Source organism: Verrucomicrobium spinosum DSM 4136 = JCM 18804 (assembly GCF_000172155.1).
Taxonomy (GTDB): Bacteria; Verrucomicrobiota; Verrucomicrobiia; order Verrucomicrobiales; family Verrucomicrobiaceae; genus Verrucomicrobium; species Verrucomicrobium spinosum.
Map to the genome: position 1 here is coordinate 1,388,681 of NZ_ABIZ01000001.1, position 15,177 is coordinate 1,403,857.

Here is a 15,177-nt window from a genome sequence, read left to right on the forward strand (position 1 = left end):
TTCTTAGGCCGCGTGGGTGAGCTCGTAGCCCTTGGCTTCCAGCTCGAGGGCCAGTTCCGGGCCGCCGCTGCGGATGATGCGGCCCTCGACCATGACGTGGACGATGTCCGGCTTGATGTAGTCCAGCAGGCGCTGGTAGTGGGTGATGACGAGGAAACCACGCTCCGGTGAGCGCATGGAGTTCACGCCCTGGGAGACGACCTTGAGGGCATCGATGTCCAGGCCGCTGTCGGTCTCGTCGAGAATGGAGTACTTGGGCTCCAGCATCATGAGCTGGAGGATCTCGTTGCGTTTCTTCTCCCCGCCGGAGAAGCCCTCGTTTACGGAGCGGGCAGTGAAGCTGCGGCTCATTTCCAGCTCATCCATGCGGCTGTAGAGCTTTTTGTAGTAGGCCACGGCATCGAGCTCCTCGCCTTTGGGCAGGCGGGCCTGGAGGGCGGCGCGGATGAAGTTGGCGTTGCTCACGCCCGGGATCTCAAAGGGGTACTGGAAGGCCAGGAAGAGGCCGGCGCGGGAGCGGGCATCCACCTCCATGGCCAGGAGGTCTTCACCATCCAGGGTGACACTGCCGGATGTCACTTCGTAGTCTTCGTGACCGCACAGCACCTTGCTCAGGGTGCTCTTGCCGGAACCGTTCGGGCCCATGATGGCATGGACTTCACCAGGTTTCACTTCGAGGGAGAACCCTTTGAGAATTTCACGGTCGGGGATGCAGGCGTGCAGGTCTTGGATCAGGAGGCTCATGGATGGATGAAAAAGGGAACAGGAACAGGAACAGGGATGTCGGGAAGCTACTGGGCAGGCAGGTCAAACCTGGGGTTTGGCGGTGGCATTTTTCTTCACGCACTCAGGGCAAAAGCCACGGATGGCGATGTCCAGGCGGGTGACGCGGCTGCCTTCCGGCAGTTTCCAGAGGGTGGAAATGGGCAGGTTGTTGATCGGGTGGGCATCGGCCACGGCACCGCATTGGTCGCAGTGGAAGTGCACGTGATCATTCATGTTGGCGCAGAAGCGGGAGGAGGCGCGGTCCAGATTGACCTGCTTGAGCAGCCCGTGTGCCACGAGCGTGTCCAGGCAGTTGTACACCGTGGCCAGTGAGATGGCTGGCACATGCTCCTTGGCACGCATAAAGACCTCTGTGGCAGTGGGATGGTCGTGAGACGCTTTCACCACCTCATGCACCACGGCTCGCTGCGGGGTCATCCGGAGATCGGCCGGCAGCGCGGGTTCATCATGTCCTGGCAGGTTGGCTTTCATGGGCAAGCCCAGCTGCAATGGATGCAATGCTGGGACCACACGTTATTCAGTTTTGGAATGAGATCAATAATCATTCTAAGAAAGCTACGCGTGCCCGCTGTGCCGGGATGATCTGATCTGCATCGGGATTTGCCCTTTATTGGTTAGCAGGGGTTGATGGTCAGGGGGATGGACGGGATGGACGGGATGGACGGGATGGACGGGATGGACGGGATGGACTGAATGGACTGAATGGACGTGGGGAGTCAGGGGCGGTTCCGGCGCTGCTGCCGGGTGCGGTAGAGCCTCTCTGTGAAGCCGCCTTCTTTTTCAAAGGCGGCGGCCAGGGCGGCTACCTGCCGGTCCAGGAGGGAGCATGCCACCCCGATGAGGACGTGCACCGCGTTGGCGGAGGGCTCTGCATAGGTCAGGCCCTTCGGAGGGCCGGGTGGCTTCCCGCGTAGCGTCGGTCCATTCTGTCCATCAGGTCCATTTCGTCCCTTCTGCTGCACATCCTGCTGCCCACCCACCTCCTTCACCCAAGCCGCCACCTCATCCGCCGTAGTGCAGCGGCGGGCCACCAGTGCCTTTCGGCGCGGGTCATTCTCCGCCCAGAGCGTGAGGCTGCGGTGCCTGAGGTAGTCTTCGTAGTCCAGCTTCAGTTCTTCCAGACTGGCCCGGGCCACCTGGGTGAGCTTGAGCTCCATTTTCTTGGACGTGGCGCTCGCTTCACTGCCCTCGGCGATGTTCTGCACCCCGCTGCGGGCGGCCTGCACCATCTGGTCATGAGTGCGGCTGCGCTTCTCGATGTACTTGTCACAAAAGCGCACGGTGACGTCGTAGCAGAGTTGCGCGACCTGGAAGCTCTTCAGCCTTCGGTAACCGCCGTGCTTCGGGATGAGGGGCTCTTCGTTCATCGCCTCCCCTCACGGTTCCGACTTGATCTGATTCCCAGGGACGCGCTTCTTGCGGATAGCAAGGGTGCGTTCGGCGAGTTCCTCGACGATGCGAAGCTTCTCGGCGATGGGGCGTCGGGCGAGCTGGCGGCGATAGGCAGCCTTGCTTTCGAGGATTTGCTGGAGGCGGGTCATTCGAGAAATTGACGTTGGAAAGTGCGATGTCAGCCTTCCAGTGTGTCCGGCTTTTTGAGAACCCTCTTCTCATCGCTCACCAATCGGCGTTCCACCTTTTTGAGATCTTCCGCTGCGGGTAGGGACTCAGGGCGGATGCCTCGTTCAAGTAGCGTGTTGCGCACCGCTGAATTGTTGGTGATGTGTTCCTTGGAAATCGCGTGTTCGGTGCTCATCTCATGCTGGCGGGCGTTGAAAATGGTGATCTCTGTCGCAAAGTCCTTGGCTTTCAAAATGATTGTCGGGGCAAAATCAGCCAAGGGCCTGCCCTGCGGCACCTTCCAGTGGGCCTTCATCGCCTCGGTGGTTTTGCCAAACAGGGCTTGGTCGCCTTTGCTGCGAATGAGGGCGAAGTCGTCGTTTCCTCCGGTTTGCTCGTAGATGACCTGGGATAGCTCCTTCTCCGTGGCGCTTAGTTTTTTTCGCGCAGAGAGTCGCTCTGTTTCCAGCAGTCGCTGCTCGATAAGTTCCGCCCGTCGCGTCTGAATGGCAAAATAGGTTTGGGCAAAGGCGATTTCGGGCTTCCTTGGGTCGCCATTTTGGGCGATGAGATAACAGGCGTAGCGGGTGAGAAGTATGTCTTCGATCTCCCGCTGGCTGCCTGAGCCGAGTTCGACCATTTTGTTGACGCCAACAAAATGGTCGGAAACCCGATGACTGGAGACTTCACAAGCCACTTTGGCCTTTGAGATAACGGCTGAAAAGTTGCGCCATTCATCATAGCCGAGAAGGTGCTGCACATCCCGGGCCAGCCAATATTCCACGCCGGTTTCGGTCTTCTGTGCGTGGCCCTCAAAGGTTTCAGTCAGGGAATGAACGAGATCCGTGTTCATAGATGGGCTTTAATGTGAAAAATGCTCTTCGTCACGGGCTTGATAGGGTAAAAAGCTCGCATGAACCGGTCGCTATCGCAGTAGCCCCTAGCCAATCTCGCGGGAGGCCTTTCGTTTGAGCTTTTAAAGCATCATAACGCCGCACACGGCAAATGATTGAAAAACGCTAGTCGGAAGGGTATTGGAGGCGTGCAAACTGTTGATTGTGAGGGCGTTGAGCTGCTTTGATCAATCAGTGAAGGCAGGTTGTGTTGGGGAAGAAATGGGCAGTGCAGCCATCATTCATGCGACGTGGGCTGAATCGCGACAAAGGTGCCAGAGTCTTCGCCGCGGAGAAGAGTTCCCTCCCGCCTTTCTCGCTTGGCATTCCGCAGTTCTCTTCCAAGATGCCGTCACAAATGAAAATTGGACTGATCGGTTGCGGGAAAATGGGTGGAGCCTTGCTGCGCGGGGCGCTCAAGGCAGGTCTGGCTGAGGCCAGGGGCGTGATCCTCTACGACAAGGTGCCTGCCGCCGTGGCGGCGCTCCAGGAAGTCTCCGCCGAGGTGCAGGTGGCCCAAAGTCCCACCGAAGTCGCGGAAAATGCGGATGTGGTGATCCTCGCGGTGAAGCCGCAGGACATGAAGCCGCTGCTGGAAGGCCTCTCCCAAAGTGATTCCGCCCCGCTGTACCTCTCCATCGCCGCCGGTCTGACGCTGGCGCAACTCGAAGGCTGGCTGGGTGGAAAGGCCCGGGTGGTGCGCTCCATGCCGAATACTCCCGCCCTGCTGCTGGCCGGTGCCTCCGCCTACTCTCGCGGTGCGCAGGCTACCGATGAAGATCTGGCATTGGCCAAGGCCGTGCTCGGGGCCGTCGGCTCCGCTCAAGAAGTGCCGGAAAACCTGCTGGACGCCGTGACTGGCCTGAGCGGCAGCGGCCCGGCCTATGTGTACACGGTGATCGAGGCTCTGGCTGATGGCGGCGTTTTGATGGGCCTGCCCCGCGCCACCGCCCTGCAATTGGCCGCCCAAACGGTCGCCGGAGCCGCCCAGATGGTGCTGGAAACCGGCAAGCATCCCGGGGTGCTGCGCGATGAGGTGACCAGTCCCGGCGGTACCACTATCGCCGGGCTGGAGCAGCTTGAGGCTCAAGGGCTTAGGAATGCACTGATTCAGGCCGTACGCAAGGCCACCGAGCGCAGCAAAGAGCTGGCGGCACGATAGACTCAGGGGTAGATCCTGATGCGGCATTCGCCATCTCCAGACGGTGATGGCGAATTCCGTTTAGCCGGGCCTAAAGCGGCCTGCGGCAGGGGAAGGGCGAATCAGGGGAAACAGGAAAGACGGAACATCTGGATGAATAAACCTTCATCTGGCCCGTCGAACGGGAAGCAACCCAAACCCCTGAAGAACTATGAAAACGCTTCTAGCCTTCCTCGCCGTTGCCGTAACGCTTGGCTTCGCCGCGCCTCAGTCAGCGGATGCGCGTGATCACCGTCACCGCCATCACAAGCATCATCATCACAAGCACCATCGACATTATCATCCGTACCACCACCATCATCACCATTACCCGCGCTACTACAGCACGCCCAGATACTACGGCTCGGGGTACTACAATCGGTCCTACTCCCGTCCATACTACCGGGACTACTGCTACCCGCCCCGTGCTCGCGTGTATCTGCCCGGGATTGGCATTGTGGTGAGGTAGTGGAGGAGTGAAGTGAAAAGTTGAGAGTGAAAAGTAAAAAGTGGTGAGCGGTTAGAGGAAAGTAAAGTTTGGCGGTGAGTCGGACGCAGAGGTGTCTGGCTCACCGCTTTTTCATGGTCCGGCAACCGAAGCGGTCGCCCTACAAGTTGACTCCTGAGCCGACTGAAGTCGGTACTCCAACCCAGTTTGCGATGGTTGGTTGTTACTGGGTTTTTCTTTGTGCCTTCGTGCCTTTGTGTGAGGAATATCGAATCTTCGCAGGCTGAAGCCTGTACCCCGGACAGCATCGGCTCCAACACCTTGACCACCGACTCACCGACGCACCGACGCACCGACGCACCGACGCACCGACGCACCGACCTACTGGCCCCAAGAGCGCAGCTTCACATGCACCTGGGCCACCTTGCCCATGTAGTGGTCCATCTTGTATTCCGTGGCGGCTTTCAGCATGTGGGCCTTGGCCTTGTCCACGTTGCCGAGGGCTTCTTCGTACAGACCCAGATAGAGATGGGCGTAGCACAGTTGATTGCGTCTGGCTTCGCTGCCTTTCTCGCCAGTGGCGGCGGCCTTGAGCACCTCTGCCTCGCTGCCTTTTCCGGCAAAGAGGTCGTGCACCTGCTTCATGGGCACGCGGGTGTCGCCCTCAATCGGGATCAGCACCTTGCGGGCGACTTCGGCACCGTCCTTTTTGGCCACGCAGATGAAGTGCCACGCGGCATTCTCCACGTCATTGGGGTTCACGGTCTGGTGCAGTTCGAATTGTTTCCTGCCACCCGCGTAGTCCTCCGCATAGTACTGCGCCAGCCCCCGCTGCCAGAGCTGCGGGGCGATGCCGGGCTGGAGCTTGATGGCCTGGTCAAACGCCTCCACGCTTTCCTTCGCCTTCCCGGCAAAGAAGAGCGCCACGCCATCGCCAAACCACGAGTCTGACTGTGCCTCCAGACTGCTGGCAGCGCTATCCTGCGCATGGAGGGCGCAGGGCAGGGCCAGAGGGAGTGCCAGCAGGCCTCCCAGGAAAACGCGGAGTACCAGAGGGCGGATGAACTGAGGCAGATTCATAAGAGGACGGGGGCAGAGGAAAAGGTGTTACTCAGGCTTGTAGTAGCGCCCCATGTATTTGAGGATGGCGTCGCGCATCTCTTCACCATCCACCTCGCCGTTGTGACGCCAGATGATGTCGCCATTCGGAGCCACCAGGACGGTGTGTGGCGTGGGCCCCTGCCACTCGGGATCCAGAGCCTTGATGAGGTCTTCATGGCTGCCGGTGTAGATGTAGCTGTTGGTGGTGCGGCCCTCCGCCTTCACGCTGGGTTTGATCTTGTCCGGGATCGCCGCGCCCTGGGATTCGAGAAACTCCTTCACCTTGTCCTTCGCTTCCGGCTGGTCCAGGCTCAGGGTGATGAGCTCAAAGTCACGCAGGCCGAACTTGCGGGCTGTCTTGGCGAGTTCAGGAAACTCCTCCACACACGAGATGCACCACGTGGCCCACACGTTGATGAGGCGCACCTTCTTGGTGCCGTTCTTCCGGATCGCGGCCACACCGGCGGCATCGATGTTCTCCACATCCACCGGGGCATGGGCCCACTTCTTGTCGTCCTCAGCGACATTGGCCTTCTTGCCCAGCCACTTGGTGGAGCAGCCGTGCACCTTGGTGGTCTCCACGGCCACCGGCTTGCCTGCCAGCAGTGCCTCCACGGCATTGCGGGCATCGTGGGTCTTCACCGTGGCGGGATCGGCAAAACGGGAGTCGTCAAAAGCGCCCTTGTAGCGGAGCTTGCGATCGGCATCGAAGAGGAACACATGCGGCGTGGCCAGGCAGCCATAAGCCTTGGCGGCAGTCTGCGCCTCACCGTCGTAGAGATACGGGAAATTGAAGCTCTGTTCCTTGGCGTGGAGCTTCATCTCATCGAAGCTGTCGTTGTACTTGGAGTACCCCAGCTCATCCGGCCGCAGCGAGGCCGGGTTGTTGGGGTTGATCGCCACCAGGGTAAAGCTCGCGCCCTTCTCCTTCAGGTCTGCCACCAGCTTCTTGATGCGCTCCTCAGAGGCCTGGGAATCCGGGCAGTGGTTTGAGATGAACGCGACCATCAGCAGCTTGGCGTCCTTGTAGTCTGCCAGCGTGTGCGTTTTGCCATCGATGCCTGGGAGCTTGAAATCCGGGGCCGGACTGCCGATGGCCAGTTCCTGCGCATCTTCAGGCAGCCCGTTGGACTTCTTGGGCTTGGCGGCATCGGGTGCGGCAGAGGCGAGCCCGGCAGTGAGAATGAGGAAGGTGAGGAGGAGCTTCATGGGAATTCTAAATGATAAATTAGAAATGATAAATGAATGCAGAGCCGCGGCGGGTGAGGATCCGGGGGCAATTTCTAATTTCTAATTTTCAATTTATAATTCGCCTGCTTCGACTTCAAACTCGTCTGCCGGGTCAAACGGCGGCATGGGCACGTTGATGATGCGAAGTTTCCCCACGGCGCGATGCACGCAGCCGGGGCGGATCATCACAGAGGTCATGGGCTTGAGGGGGACGATCTGGCCGTCGATCTCCAGGTGCCCTTCGCCCTCCAGCACGATGTAGATCTCCGTCATCTTCTTGTGGTAGTGCAGCTTGCTGTCCACGTGAATGTCCGTGAGGTGCACGCTGGCGAGGGTATTCCACGGCTCCTTGAACGCCCGACGTGCCTGGCCGCAGGGGCAGGGGGTCGGCGGGATCTCATCCAACTGGGCGACGGCAAAACGGGGCTCTGTGGTGGGGGCGGGGGCTGTGACAGACTCGGCGACGGACATGATGATGAAACGAAGCGAGGTGGGTGGTTTGGACAAGCTTTTCCAGTGCGTCAGTGCGTCAGTGCGTCAGTGCGTCAGTGCGTCAGTGGGCAGTGGGCAGTGGTCAAGGTGTTGGGAGGGGGAGGGGTCTTGGGGCTTGGGTTGGCTTGCATGGATGCGGGGGGTTGTCGTTTGAGGGAATCAGGAGCGGAGCGTCGTGTTGGGTCGTAGTGTCCTGAGCGCATAAATGCGGAACTCCAACCCTGCTGGCGGACCCTGGGAGGGGTGGGGTGATGCTTCTGCGTGATGAAGCTTGATGTCCGTCTTGCCTCAGCCCCTCCATCTGCCCCTGTCTCAGGTCTTGCGTCTGGAGTCTTCTAGTCTGGTGTCTCCCGCCGAAGGCGGGCTCATGTCTTGTGTCTGGAGTCTTCTAGTCTTCTGTCTCCCGCCGAAGGCGGGCAAGGGTTCAAGTCTTGAGTCTTGTGTCTTGAAGTCTTGAGTCTCCCGCCGACTGTTGGCGCGCCATGCCTGACGCCCCCGCTCTTGAGGTTCACAATGTTCACCGCCGCTACCGCCTTGCCGGACATGAGGTGCATGCGCTCAAGGGCGTTTCCCTGACCGTGGCCCATGGGGAGAGGCTGTTCCTCTGCGGGGCCTCGGGCTCAGGAAAGACGACGCTGCTCTATATTCTGGGCGGGCTGGAGAAGCCCTCGGAGGGGGATGTGTCCGTCGGTGGCACTTCCCTGTACAAGGGGTCAACCAACACTCGGGCGATGGTGCGGAACAAGGGGCTTGGGTTCGTTTTCCAGAACTACCACCTGCTGCCGGAACTGACGGCGATAGAGAATGTGGTTCTGCCGTCCTTGATCGGCGGCGCCCCAGCGGATTCTCGTGCCAAGGAACTCCTCACCCGCGTCGGTCTTGGCGAGCGTCTCTACCACCTGCCTACAGAACTCTCCGGCGGCGAGCAGCAGCGCGTGGCCCTGGCCCGTGCCCTCATCAATGATCCGCCGATCATCCTCGCCGATGAGCCCACGGGCAACCTGGACGCCGCCACCGGCAAGCAGATCATGGACTTGCTCTTCGAGGTGGTGGCCGAGTCCAAGAAGACCCTGGTCGTAGTGACCCATGACGCGAACCTCGCCGAGCGCGGCGACCGCAAACTGGTGCTGAACAAGGGGGAGCTCGCCGCGTAGCGGCGGGGTGGCCGCAAGCGGCCTGTTGAGACGGCTTCGCTGGTTGAGACGCTGCGCTGGTTGAGACGCTGCGCTGGTTGAGACGCTGCGCTGGTTGAGGCGGCTGCGCTGGTTGAGACGCTGCGCTGGTTGAGACGCTGCGCTGGTTGAGACGCTGCGCTGGGTGAGACGCTGCGCTGGTTGAGACGCTGCGCTAGTTGGTCATACTGCCCTCTGACACACCGACGCACTGGGTCCCGCGGGTCCTGACCGCATAAATGCGGAACTCCAACCCTGCAGGCGACAACGAAGGGCGTTGGAGTTCCGCTTTTAAGCGGTCAGGCTACAATGTCCGATGACGTTGCTTCTAGATACAGTCGCCGCCCACCGCCCACCGCCCACTGCCCACTGCCCACCGCCCACTGCCCACCGCCCACTGCCCACCGCCCACCGCCCACTGCCCACCGCCCACCGCCCACCGCCCACCGCCCACCGCCCACCGCCCACCGCCCACCGCCCACCGCCCACCGCCCACCGCCCACCGCCCACTGCCCACTGCCCACTGCCCACTGCCCACTGCCCACTGCCCACCGACGCACCGGCTCCCGAATTGCTTGCACTTCCGCGCTAATCAGGCATGCTGCGCGCTCTCCATGTCCCAGGCTCCCCTCATCTATCTTGACGGCAAACTCCTTCCCGAATCGGAAGCGAAGATCAGCGTGTTCGACCACGGTCTTCTGTATGGGGACGGCGTCTTTGAGGGGATTCGCTTTTACAACGGTCGTGTCTTCCGCCTTACCGAGCACTTGGTGCGCCTTTTCGAGTCTGCTCGCTCCATCTGTCTGAACATGCCCCTTACGTTTGAGGAGCTGGAGAAGGCCACGCTGGATACGGTGGCGGCCAACAATTTGCGCGATGGCTACATCCGCCTTGTGGTGACCCGCGGCGTGGGCTCCCTGGGCCTGAATCCTTACCAGTGTCCCAAGGCCAGTGTGTTCATCATCGCGGGCTCCATCAGCCTGTATCCCGCTGAGAAATACGAAAAAGGCCTCACCATGGTGACCTGCGCGACCCGTCGCCCGGCTCCCGCGGCGCTCAGCCCGCAGGTGAAGTCCTTGAATTATCTCAACAACGTCATGGCCAAGATTGAGGCCATCCAGGGCGGCGGTGAGGAAGGCGTGATGCTCAATGAGCAGGGCTACGTGGCCGAGTGCACTGGGGACAACCTTTTCATCGTGAAAAAAGGGAAGGTTTACACCCCCCCGATCTCCGCAGGCGGACTGGACGGCATCACGCGCGGGGTGGCCATTGAGCTCCTTGCAGAGCTGGGTGTGCCCGTCATTGAATCCAACCTCACCCGCCATGACATCTTCGTGGCAGAGGAGTGCTTCCTCACGGGCACCGCTGCTGAGGTGATCGCCGCTGTGGTGCTGGATCGCCGCGTCATCGGCGATGGCAAGCCCGGCCCCCTCACGCAGAAGTTGGTGGCCAAATTCAAGGCCCTGGCCAACTCCACCGGCACTCCGGTCGTCTATCCTGCGTAATGAATAGTTGAGGAAGCGCCCGCTTTCGGTCAAAAATCAGAAATTAGATCCGGGCGCTCCCACCTCTCCTGTTCCCCCTCCTCCGGCCATGAAGTGCGACATGTGCGACAACGAAGCGACCGTTTTCCTGACCCAGATCGTGGACGGGAAGATGACGCAGGTGAATTTGTGCGACAAGTGCTCCAAGGAAAAGGGGGTCACTGACCCAACCGGATTTCAATTGGCGGACTTCCTCCTGGGGAATGCCGCGCAGAAAAAGACCCGCCAGAGCTCAGCGGAAGACGACACCCTGGCCTGCCCCGAGTGCGGCTTCACCCGTGCGCATCTCAAGAAGATCGGCCGCATGGGCTGCCCGGAGTGCTATCTGACCTTCGGCGACGACATGGACAACATGCTGCGCGCCATGCACAAGGGCACCCGCCATGTGGGCAAGGTGCCGGGACGTCAGGTCGCTCCGACTCCGCACGCCTCGTCTGGGGCCGCTCCCGCGCCTGCCCCCAAGGCAGAGCGTCCTGCGCCCCCCGCCACCCCGCCTCCGCCGCCTGCTCCTGCGCCCGTGAGCCCCAAGAAAAAACTTGCTGACCTCAAGGCCGCCATCGATCGGGCGGTGATGGAGGAGCGCTATGAAGATGCCGCCCGCCTCCGTGATGAGGTGAGGGCCATCGAAAGCAAGGCCTGACTTCCTGCCTGACCTCAGAGCCAGATTGCTCCGGCTGGGAGTGATCTGACGCAAAGTTGCGTCGGGAGACATTTCGTTCTGGCGTCTTGGCGTTATGGCTGCTCTCCTGACTCTGAAAGGCAACTTTGCAAGCCTCGCAGTAGATTTCTTCTCATCGCTTTGCCATCGTGCGTAGTCTATATTTGTAGAGCAACGTTTCTTTCACCTGACATGCGATTTACCACCCTCCTGAAGAACCCCGCAGACTGGATGCAGGGCCGCGGACCGCACTCCGACATCGTCATGACGTCGCGGATCCGGCTGGCGCGCAACCTGCGCGGCTGGTCGTTTCCGGGCTGGTCTTCAGAGCGCCAGCGGGTGGACCTCATGAACGAGGTGCGCCCCATTGTGGCAGGACTGCCGGAGATGAAGGACGGCTTCAATGAGGAGTACCCCAATCTCACAAAAACCAAGAAGCAGGTGCTCGTAGAGCGCCACCTCGTGAGCCGGGAGCACGCCGCCCGGTCCACAGGGTGCGCCATCCTCATCGACCGCCGCCAGAGCCTGGCCATCATGGTCAACGAAGAAGACCATTTCCGCATGCAAGGGATCCGGGCGGGTCTGGACCTGCGCACCGCCTATGAGCTGGTGAACCGGGTGGACTCGGAGCTGGAGAACTTCCTGCCCTATGCCTACGATTCCCGTCTGGGCTACCTCACCGCCTGCCCCACCAACGTCGGCACCGGCATGCGCGCCTCTGCCATGCTGCACCTGCCCGCGCTCGTGCTTACGGAGCAGATCAAGCAGGTGATGAACGCCGTCAGCAAGATCGGTCTGGCCGTGCGCGGCCTCTATGGCGAGGGCACCGAGGCCCTGGGCAACCTTTTTCAGGTCTCCAACCAACATACGCTGGGGGAAACTGAGTCCGAGCTCATCAGCCGCATCGAAGGCGTGGCAGAGCATATCGTGCAGGCAGAGAACAACGCCCGCGAGAAGCTCCTCCACGAGAGCCCCACCATGCTGCGGGATCAGGTGGGCCGTGCCTATGCAACGCTGCGCTTCGCCCATATTCTGAATTCCAAGGAAGCACTCACCCAGCTCTCCTTGTTGCGCTTGGGGGCCGATCTGGACCTCGTCACCACGTGTGACCGCGGCCTGCTGGATGCCCTGTTGCTGGAGATCCAGCCTGCGCACCTGCAGCTCGCCGCCCAGCGTGAGCTCTCCCCGGAAGAGCGGGACACGCGTCGGGCTGAAATTACCCGTCAGCTATTGAAATCCGTTCCTGAGCCTCTTAACGTATCCTTAGACAGCGCTGAAAATGCGCCACCCCCTGAATCCGATGATGAATAACTTTACCCCTCGCGCCCAGCAAGTGCTGGCGCTGGCCCGCAAAGAAGCGGACCGCTTCAACCACAATTATGTGGGGACGGAGCATCTCCTGCTCGGCCTGATCAAGCTAGGGCAGGGTGTCGCTGTCAACGTACTCACCAAGCTGGGTGTGGACCTGGACACGGTCCGCATGCAGGTGGAGCAACAGGTGGGAAGCGGCCCTGACACCAAGATGGTGGGCAACATTCCCTACACGCCCCGTGTGAAGAAAGTGCTCGCCCTCGCTTCGAAAGAGGCCAAGGCGCTGAACCACTCCTATGTGGGCACGGAGCACCTCCTCCTCGGCCTTCTGCGTGAAGGTGAGGGCGTGGCCGCGCAAGTGCTGCGCAGCCTCGACGTGAATCTCGAGAAGGCCCGCAACGAGATCCTCAAAGAGCTCGACCCCAACTTTGGCAACGAAGAGGAAGAGGAAGAGAGCGAAAACGCCCCCTCCGTCGGTGGTTCCAAGAAGGACAGCAAGACCCCGGCTCTCCGCGCCTTTGGCCGTGACCTGACCGAGCTCGCCCAGAAGGGTGAGCTGGATCCGGTGATCGGCCGCGCCGGGGAGATTGAGCGCGTCATTCAGATCCTGTGCCGCCGTACCAAGAACAACCCCGTGTTGATCGGTGAGGCTGGCGTGGGCAAGACCGCCATTGTGGAAGGTCTGGCTCAGGAAATCGCCCAGGGCAACGTGCCCGAAATTCTGCGCGACAAGAAAGTGATCGTCCTGGACCTCGCCCTCATGGTGGCGGGCACCAAGTACCGCGGTCAGTTTGAAGAGCGCATCAAGGCCGTGATGGACGAGATCCGCCGCACGAAGAACGTCATCCTCTTCCTGGACGAGCTGCACACCATCGTGGGTGCGGGCAGTGCAGAAGGCGCGATGGACGCCAGCAACATTTTGAAACCCTCCCTCAGCCGTGGTGAGCTGCAGTGCGTGGGCGCGACCACCCTTAACGAGTACCGCAAGTACATTGAGAAGGACGCCGCCCTCGAGCGTCGCTTCCAGCAGGTGAAGGTGGATGAGCCCAGCGTGGAAGACGCCATCCGCATCTTGGAAGGTCTGAAGGGCAAGTACGAAAGCCACCACAAGGCCAAGTACGGTCCCAAGGCCCTTGCGACGGCGGTGCATCTCAGCAGCCGCTACCTGCCCGCGCGCTTCCTGCCGGACAAGGCCATCGACATCATGGATGAAGCAGGCGCCAAGGCCCGCATCTCCGCCATGACCCGGCCGCCAGAGTTGAAAGTCATCGAAGCCGAGATCGAAGAGATCCGCGGCGAGAAGGAAGTGGCCATCAAGGAGCAGGACTTCGAGAAAGCCGCGCACCTGCGCGACAAGGAGAAGGCTGCGAAGAAGCGCCACGACGATGTGCTCGACAAATGGCGCACCAACAACACGGAGCGCATCGTGGATGTGACCGAAGAGGACATCATGGCCGTGGTGAGCAAGTGGACCGGTGTGCCGCTTCAACGCATGGAGCAGGCCGAGGCCGAGAAGCTCCTCCGCATGGAAGAAGAGCTCAAGAAGCGTATCATTGGCCAGGACGAAGCCGTCATCGCCATCAGCAAGGCGCTGCGCCGCAGCCGTGCGGATCTCAAGGATCCCAAGCGCCCCATCGGGTCGTTCATCTTCCTGGGCCCCACGGGCGTGGGCAAGACCTTCCTGGCGAAGAACCTCGCCGAGTTCATGTTCGGCTCCGCAGAGTCGCTCATCCAGCTCGACATGTCCGAGTACATGGAGAAACACACCGCGAGCCGCCTCATCGGAGCGCCTCCCGGGTATGTGGGGTATGAAGAGGGCGGTCAGCTCTCTGAGGCGGTTCGTCGCCGCCCCTACAGCGTGGTGCTCTTTGACGAAGTGGAAAAAGCCCACCCGGATGTGATGCACCTGCTGCTTCAGATCCTGGAAGAAGGCCAGATCACGGACAACTTCGGTCGCAAGATCGACTTCCGGAACACAGTCATCATCCTCACGTCCAACATCGGTGCTGAGACCATCAAGCGCCAGACCAGCCTCGGCTTCGGTGCCATCCAGCAGGATGTGGCCGACCACGGCGGGATGAAGGACAAGGTGATGGAGGCCGCCAAGAAGTTCTTCAAGCCGGAGTTCATCAACCGTCTGGACGACATCGTGGTGTTCCACATGCTGGAGCGCACAGAACTCAGCCAGATCGTGGACCTGGAGATCTCCAAGGTGCTTGCCCGTCTGAAGAACAAGCGTATCACGCTGACTCTGGACGACAGCGCCCGCGAGTTCCTCATGAAAGAGGGCTATGATCCTCAATACGGAGCCCGCCCCATGCGCCGCGCCGTGGAGAAGAACATCGAAGACCCCCTCGCTGAAGCCCTGCTGCGCGGTGAAGTGAAGGAAGGCGACACCGTCAAGGTCATCAATGAACCAGGAGCCAAACTCCTCAAGTTCATCAGCCTCGGCGAGTCTGGCCCCGAAGAGCACGCCGCCGCCTCCTCCAATCCAGAGGGGAATGCGTAAGACTTCAGGTCAAAGAACATTGATTTAGCGAAAAGGGCACCGGTCACTCCGGTGCCCTTTTTGCGTCCCGCTGCGCGGGAGACAGAAGACTGCCAGACACCAGACGCCAGACATGAGGAGTGGATTGGGTGTCGGGGGCAGGGCGGGGTGATGGAACGTTTGGGGCGTGAGCCGTCTCAAGACAGTACTCCAACTCGCTTCGTTGACCTTTTGGGATGGGAGGGGCGCAGACAGGGGTGGAACCCCTCATCCAAAATCCCTCGAAGCCTCGCCTTTCCAGCGCCTTCAAACCA

General features: G+C 60.8%; 16 protein-coding genes. 7 read left to right on the top strand and 9 right to left on the bottom strand.

Going from position 1 to position 15,177, the window contains the following annotated elements; genetic code table 11:
- Window positions 1-3 precede the first annotated feature (3 nt).
- The 5 genes from sufC to dinD all read right to left on the bottom strand — a co-directional run bounded on the left by sufC (window position 4) and on the right by dinD (window position 3,199).
- Window positions 4-744, bottom strand: coding sequence for a Fe-S cluster assembly ATPase SufC (gene sufC, locus VSP_RS05465; protein ID WP_009959276.1), 741 nt, complete (start codon window positions 742-744; stop codon window positions 4-6).
- Window positions 745-807: 63 nt separating this feature from the next.
- The gene (locus VSP_RS34015; protein ID WP_009959277.1) at window positions 808-1,257 is read right to left on the bottom strand and encodes a Fur family transcriptional regulator; all 450 of its coding nucleotides are present in this window, start codon (window positions 1,255-1,257) and stop codon (window positions 808-810) included.
- A 245-nt stretch (window positions 1,258-1,502) separates the two neighbouring features.
- A complete protein-coding gene (locus VSP_RS05475; RefSeq protein WP_009959279.1) occupies window positions 1,503-2,153 on the bottom strand; it encodes a four helix bundle suffix domain-containing protein in 651 nt (216 codons plus the stop codon).
- A gap of 9 nt (window positions 2,154-2,162) precedes the next feature.
- Window positions 2,163-2,327 (bottom strand): hypothetical protein, encoded by a 165-nt coding sequence (locus VSP_RS41960; protein ID WP_009959280.1) that lies wholly within the window; start codon window positions 2,325-2,327, stop codon window positions 2,163-2,165.
- Between the two features lie 29 nt (window positions 2,328-2,356).
- Window positions 2,357-3,199, bottom strand: coding sequence for a DNA damage-inducible protein D (dinD, locus tag VSP_RS05485; RefSeq protein WP_009959281.1), 843 nt, complete (start codon window positions 3,197-3,199; stop codon window positions 2,357-2,359).
- A gap of 398 nt (window positions 3,200-3,597) precedes the next feature.
- Between dinD and proC the strand changes: the two genes are divergently transcribed.
- Together proC and VSP_RS41965 are read left to right on the top strand one after the other, a co-directional pair.
- Window positions 3,598-4,401, top strand: coding sequence for a pyrroline-5-carboxylate reductase (proC, locus tag VSP_RS05490; protein WP_029190205.1), 804 nt, complete (start codon window positions 3,598-3,600; stop codon window positions 4,399-4,401).
- Between the two features lie 190 nt (window positions 4,402-4,591).
- On the top strand, window positions 4,592-4,888 hold the full coding sequence (locus tag VSP_RS41965; RefSeq protein ID WP_044133435.1) for a hypothetical protein: 297 nt from the start codon (window positions 4,592-4,594) through the stop codon (window positions 4,886-4,888).
- Between the two features lie 360 nt (window positions 4,889-5,248).
- On the opposite strand, the gene VSP_RS34025 is transcribed toward VSP_RS41965, so the two are convergent.
- From VSP_RS34025 to VSP_RS05510, 3 genes are all read right to left on the bottom strand, one after another.
- A complete protein-coding gene (locus VSP_RS34025; RefSeq protein WP_009959286.1) occupies window positions 5,249-5,947 on the bottom strand; it encodes a tetratricopeptide repeat protein in 699 nt (232 codons plus the stop codon).
- 27 nt (window positions 5,948-5,974) lie between these two features.
- Window positions 5,975-7,177, bottom strand: coding sequence for a redoxin family protein (locus VSP_RS05505; protein WP_009959287.1), 1,203 nt, complete (start codon window positions 7,175-7,177; stop codon window positions 5,975-5,977).
- Window positions 7,178-7,270: 93 nt separating this feature from the next.
- Window positions 7,271-7,669, bottom strand: coding sequence for a cupin domain-containing protein (locus VSP_RS05510; protein WP_009959288.1), 399 nt, complete (start codon window positions 7,667-7,669; stop codon window positions 7,271-7,273).
- Window positions 7,670-8,172: 503 nt separating this feature from the next.
- On the opposite strand from VSP_RS05510, the gene VSP_RS05515 reads away from it, so the two are divergent.
- The gene (locus VSP_RS05515) at window positions 8,173-8,844 is read left to right on the top strand and encodes an ABC transporter ATP-binding protein (RefSeq protein ID WP_009959289.1); all 672 of its coding nucleotides are present in this window, start codon (window positions 8,173-8,175) and stop codon (window positions 8,842-8,844) included.
- Between the two features lie 317 nt (window positions 8,845-9,161).
- Here VSP_RS05515 and VSP_RS40675 read toward each other — a convergent pair whose 3' ends face one another.
- Entirely contained in the window at window positions 9,162-9,443 is a 282-nt protein-coding gene (locus tag VSP_RS40675; protein ID WP_157210749.1) for a hypothetical protein, read from the bottom strand.
- 33 nt (window positions 9,444-9,476) lie between these two features.
- Here VSP_RS40675 and ilvE point away from each other — a divergent pair, with 33 nt between their 5' ends.
- The 4 genes from ilvE (at window position 9,477) to VSP_RS05535 (ending at window position 14,884) form a co-directional block, all read left to right on the top strand.
- Window positions 9,477-10,367, top strand: a complete 891-nt coding sequence (gene ilvE / locus VSP_RS05520) for a branched-chain-amino-acid transaminase (RefSeq protein WP_009959290.1) — start codon at window positions 9,477-9,479, stop codon at window positions 10,365-10,367.
- 88 nt (window positions 10,368-10,455) lie between these two features.
- On the top strand, window positions 10,456-11,046 hold the full coding sequence (locus tag VSP_RS05525; protein ID WP_009959291.1) for a UvrB/UvrC motif-containing protein: 591 nt from the start codon (window positions 10,456-10,458) through the stop codon (window positions 11,044-11,046).
- A gap of 210 nt (window positions 11,047-11,256) precedes the next feature.
- Entirely contained in the window at window positions 11,257-12,375 is a 1,119-nt protein-coding gene (locus VSP_RS05530; RefSeq protein WP_009959293.1) for a protein arginine kinase, read from the top strand.
- Window positions 12,368-14,884, top strand: coding sequence for an AAA family ATPase (locus tag VSP_RS05535; protein ID WP_198141412.1), 2,517 nt, complete (start codon window positions 12,368-12,370; stop codon window positions 14,882-14,884). The genes VSP_RS05530 and VSP_RS05535 overlap by 8 nt, the downstream gene beginning before the upstream one ends.
- Window positions 14,885-15,177: the final 293 nt, after the last annotated feature.

Coding starts and splice junctions, on each gene's coding strand:
- sufC (WP_009959276.1), bottom strand. CDS start 744: ATGAGCCTCCTGATCCAAGACCTGCACGCCTGCATCCCCGACCGTGAA.
- VSP_RS34015 (WP_009959277.1), bottom strand. CDS start 1,257: ATGAAAGCCAACCTGCCAGGACATGATGAACCCGCGCTGCCGGCCGAT.
- VSP_RS05475 (WP_009959279.1), bottom strand. CDS start 2,153: ATGAACGAAGAGCCCCTCATCCCGAAGCACGGCGGTTACCGAAGGCTG.
- VSP_RS41960 (WP_009959280.1), bottom strand. CDS start 2,327: ATGACCCGCCTCCAGCAAATCCTCGAAAGCAAGGCTGCCTATCGCCGC.
- dinD (WP_009959281.1), bottom strand. CDS start 3,199: ATGAACACGGATCTCGTTCATTCCCTGACTGAAACCTTTGAGGGCCAC.
- proC (WP_029190205.1), top strand. CDS start 3,598: ATGAAAATTGGACTGATCGGTTGCGGGAAAATGGGTGGAGCCTTGCTG.
- VSP_RS41965 (WP_044133435.1), top strand. CDS start 4,592: ATGAAAACGCTTCTAGCCTTCCTCGCCGTTGCCGTAACGCTTGGCTTC.
- VSP_RS34025 (WP_009959286.1), bottom strand. CDS start 5,947: ATGAATCTGCCTCAGTTCATCCGCCCTCTGGTACTCCGCGTTTTCCTG.
- VSP_RS05505 (WP_009959287.1), bottom strand. CDS start 7,177: ATGAAGCTCCTCCTCACCTTCCTCATTCTCACTGCCGGGCTCGCCTCT.
- VSP_RS05510 (WP_009959288.1), bottom strand. CDS start 7,669: ATGTCCGTCGCCGAGTCTGTCACAGCCCCCGCCCCCACCACAGAGCCC.
- VSP_RS05515 (WP_009959289.1), top strand. CDS start 8,173: ATGCCTGACGCCCCCGCTCTTGAGGTTCACAATGTTCACCGCCGCTAC.
- ilvE (WP_009959290.1), top strand. CDS start 9,477: ATGTCCCAGGCTCCCCTCATCTATCTTGACGGCAAACTCCTTCCCGAA.
- VSP_RS05525 (WP_009959291.1), top strand. CDS start 10,456: ATGAAGTGCGACATGTGCGACAACGAAGCGACCGTTTTCCTGACCCAG.
- VSP_RS05530 (WP_009959293.1), top strand. CDS start 11,257: ATGCGATTTACCACCCTCCTGAAGAACCCCGCAGACTGGATGCAGGGC.
- VSP_RS05535 (WP_198141412.1), top strand. CDS start 12,368: ATGAATAACTTTACCCCTCGCGCCCAGCAAGTGCTGGCGCTGGCCCGC.